General features: G+C 73.0%; 3 protein-coding genes. All 3 read left to right on the forward strand.

Annotated elements, in window-relative coordinates:
- On the forward strand, positions 1 to 1,278 hold a 1,278-nt coding region (locus HMPREF0731_RS15870), incomplete at its 5' end, for an aldehyde dehydrogenase (RefSeq protein ID WP_007005186.1).
- A gap of 214 nt (positions 1,279 to 1,492) precedes the next feature.
- Positions 1,493 to 2,371: a Bug family tripartite tricarboxylate transporter substrate binding protein gene (locus HMPREF0731_RS15875; protein WP_245538346.1), complete on the forward strand. Its 879-nt coding sequence runs from the start codon at positions 1,493 to 1,495 to the stop codon at positions 2,369 to 2,371.
- Between the two features lie 45 nt (positions 2,372 to 2,416).
- Positions 2,417 to 3,163 carry a DUF3750 domain-containing protein gene (locus HMPREF0731_RS15880; protein WP_007005188.1) on the forward strand — a complete coding sequence of 249 codons (747 nt, stop codon included), beginning with the start codon at positions 2,417 to 2,419 and terminating at the stop codon, positions 3,161 to 3,163.
- Positions 3,164 to 3,383: the final 220 nt, after the last annotated feature.

A 3,383-nucleotide genomic window follows, 5' to 3' on the forward strand; every position in this document is an offset into this window, starting at 1 on the left:
GCGCGGCGGGCGCTGCTGCTGAAGGCGGCCGATGCGCTGGCCGCCCGCGCCCCCGATTTCATCAAGCTGATGGCGGAGGAGATCGGCGCCACGGCGGGCTGGGCCGGGTTCAACGTGCAGCTCGCCGCCGGCATGCTGCGCGAGGCGGCGTCGATGACGACGCAGCTGACCGGGGAGGTCATCCCCTCCGACAAGCCCGGCTGCCTGTCCATGTCGGTGCGCCAGCCGGTGGGGGTGGTGCTGGGCATGGCGCCGTGGAACGCGCCCGTCATCCTCGGCGTGCGGGCCATCGCCCTGCCGCTGGCCTGTGGCAATGCGGTGGTGCTGAAGGCCAGCGAGACCTGCCCCGCCACGCACCGGCTGATCGGCGCGGTGCTGACCGAGGCCGGGCTGCCGCCGGGCGTGGTCAACATCGTCACCCACCGCGCCGAGGACGCGCCGGCGGTGGTCGAGGCGCTGATCGCCCACAAGGCGGTGCGGCGGGTCAACTTCACCGGCTCCACCAAGGTCGGCCGCATCATCGCGGAGATGGCGGCGCGGCACCTGAAGCCGGTGCTGCTGGAGCTGGGCGGCAAGGCGCCGATGCTGGTGCTGGAGGATGCCGATCTCGGGGAGGCGGTGAAGGCCGCCGCCTTCGGCGCCTTCATGAACCAGGGCCAGATCTGCATGTCCACCGAGCGGCTGGTGGTGGTGGACAGCGTGGCGGACGAATTCGTCCGCCGCCTCGCCGCCTTCGTGGGCCAGTTGCCGGTGGGCGATCCGTCGGGGCCGGTGTTCCTCGGTTCGGTGGTGGATGAGGCGGCGGCGGCGAAGGTGGATGCGCTGGTCGATGACGCTGTGAGCCAGGGCGCGGTGCTGCATGGCGGCGGCGCGCGGCGCGGCACCATCATGCCGCCGGCCATCCTGGACCGGGTGACTCCGGCGATGCGCATCTATGCCGAGGAGAGCTTCGGCCCGGTCGTCGCCATGATCCGCGTGCGCGACGCCGAGGAGGCGGTGCGGGTGGCCAATGACAGCGAATACGGCCTGTCGGCGGCGATCTTCACGCGCGACGTGGCGCGCGGCCTGGCGCTGGCGGCGCGGATCGACAGCGGCATCTGCCACATCAACGGCCCGACGGTGCATGACGAGGCGCAGATGCCCTTCGGCGGCACCAAGGCGAGCGGCTATGGCCGGTTCGGCGGCCGCGCGGGCGTGGCCGAGTTCACCGAGCTGCGCTGGATCACGGTGGAGACCGCCCCCGGCCACTACCCCTTCCCGCCGGGGCTGCAGCCCTAACCGAAGGCGGGGTCCGGGGGGACCCTGTCCCCCCGGCGGGAGGGTGTGGGAGGGCGGCGCCCTCCCACGACAACGAAGAAGCGGCCGAAGCCGCGCCTCAGGGAGAGAGAGCATGACAAGACTGTCCGTCCCGCGCCGTGCCCTGCTGGCCGCGCCGCTTTTTTCTCTGTTTGCCCCCGGTCCTGTCCGGGCACAGGATTGGCCGACGCGCCCGGTGCGCATTGTCGTGCCCTTCCCGCCCGGCGGGCTGGTGGATGTGCTGGCGCGCAGCGTGTCGCAGCGGCTGTCGGCGCAGCTGGGCCAGCCGGTGGTGGTGGAGAACCGCGCCGGGGCGGGCGGCAATATCGGCGCCGATGCGGTGGCCAAGGCAGCGCCGGACGGGCACACGCTGCTGGCCAGCTCGCTGGGCCCGCTGGCGGTGAACCAGTTCATCTACCGCGCCATGCCCTATGACACGCAGACCGCCTTCGCGCCGATCGTGCTGCTGGCGCAGACGCCCAAGGTGATGTGCGTGGCCAATGCCCGCCCCTGGAAGAGCGTGGCCGAGGTGATCGCCGCCGCCAAGGCGGCGCCGGGGCAGCTGACGGCCGGCTCGGCGGGCGCGGGCAGCAGCCTGCATCTGGCGCTGGAGCTGTTCAAGCAGACCGTGGGCGTCGACATCCAGCACGTGCCTTATCGCGGCGCGGCGCCGGCGGTGGTCGACCTCGTCTCCGGCCAGATCGATCTGGTGATCGACAATCTGCCGAACATCCTGGGGCAGATCCGCGGCGGCGGGGTGCGGGTGGTGGGCGCGGCCTCGGCGCAGCGGCTGGCGCAGCTGCCCGAGGTGCCGACGCTGCGCGAGCAGGGTGTGGATTTCGTCTTCGGCACCGCCTTCGGCATGGCGGCGCCGGCGGGCACGCCGCAGCCGATCCTCGACCGGGTGGCGGCGCTGGTCACCGCCGCGCTGCGCGAGCCGGAGACCGGCGGGCGGCTGGCCGAGCAGGGCGCGATCCTCGGCGGCGGCAGCCCGGCCGAGTTCGCGGCGATGATCGCGCAGGAGAAGCGGGTGCTGGAGCCGGTGATCCGCCGCGCCGGCATCGTCGCGGATTAGGGAGCGAGGCTTGTCTGTGGCGGCGGCGCGGTCATCTGACAGGACATGATCGCTGTCCTGAAATACGCCGTGCTGGGCTTCACGCTGCTCTACCTGCTGCCGCTGGGCGTCTCCGCCGCGCTCTACGCCGCCAGCGGCCAGGGCGCCGGCTGGCAGACGGCCGACCGCTCCAGCGCCGGGCTGCTGCCCGACCCGGCGACGCACCGCCCGGCCGTGCTGCGGGTGCTGGCGGCGCAGACGGTGCGCTGGCGCGGCATCTTCGCCGTGCATTGCTGGGTGGTGTTCAAGGAGGAGGGCGGCGCGCGCTACACCCGCTACGACTACACCGCCTGGGGCGAGCCGATCCGCATGAACGGGTTCGAGCCGGATGGCCGCTGGTTCGGCGCCGTGCCCGAGGTGGTGTATGCCGCCGATGGCGCGGCGGCGGCGGCGCTGATCCCGCGGGTGCGGCAGTCGATCGAGGCCTATGCCTTCCGCAACCGCGGCGATTACCGCGCCTGGCCGGGCCCCAATTCCAACACCTTCGTCGCCGCCGTGCTGGACGGGCTGCCGGAGGTGCAGCTGGCCCTGCCGCCCACCGCCATCGGCAAGGATTTTCCCTATGACGGGCGCTGGCTGCGCGCCACGCCCTCCGGCACCGGGCTGCGGCTGAATCTCGGCGGTTATGGCGGGCTGACGCTGGGCTGGGTCGAGGGGGTGGAGCTGAGCATCCTCGGCGCCGTCGCCGGCTTCGACCTGCGGCGGCCGGCGGTGAAGCTGCCGGGGCTGGGGCGGATCGGCCTGCCCGCCTGATGTCCTGACAGCCTGATTCGCCGCCGCACTGCTATTGCAGTTCTTGCCAAGCCACCGCCTCACTGATATTGCAGTTGCCATGGCCATGCCGCCCCACCCCGACCTGCCGCCGCTGCCCGAGGACGCCCGCCCGCTGGCCGAGCGGGTGCACGCGGTGCTGCGCGACGCCATCGTCACCGGGCTGCTGGCGCCGGGCGGGCGGCTGTCGGAGCGCGGGCTG

Origin of the sequence: Pseudoroseomonas cervicalis ATCC 49957, from assembly GCF_000164635.1 — a bacterium.
Taxonomy (GTDB): domain Bacteria; phylum Pseudomonadota; class Alphaproteobacteria; order Acetobacterales; family Acetobacteraceae; genus Pseudoroseomonas; species Pseudoroseomonas cervicalis.

Coding starts and splice junctions, on each gene's coding strand:
- HMPREF0731_RS15880 (WP_007005188.1), top strand. CDS start 2,417: ATGATCGCTGTCCTGAAATACGCCGTGCTGGGCTTCACGCTGCTCTAC.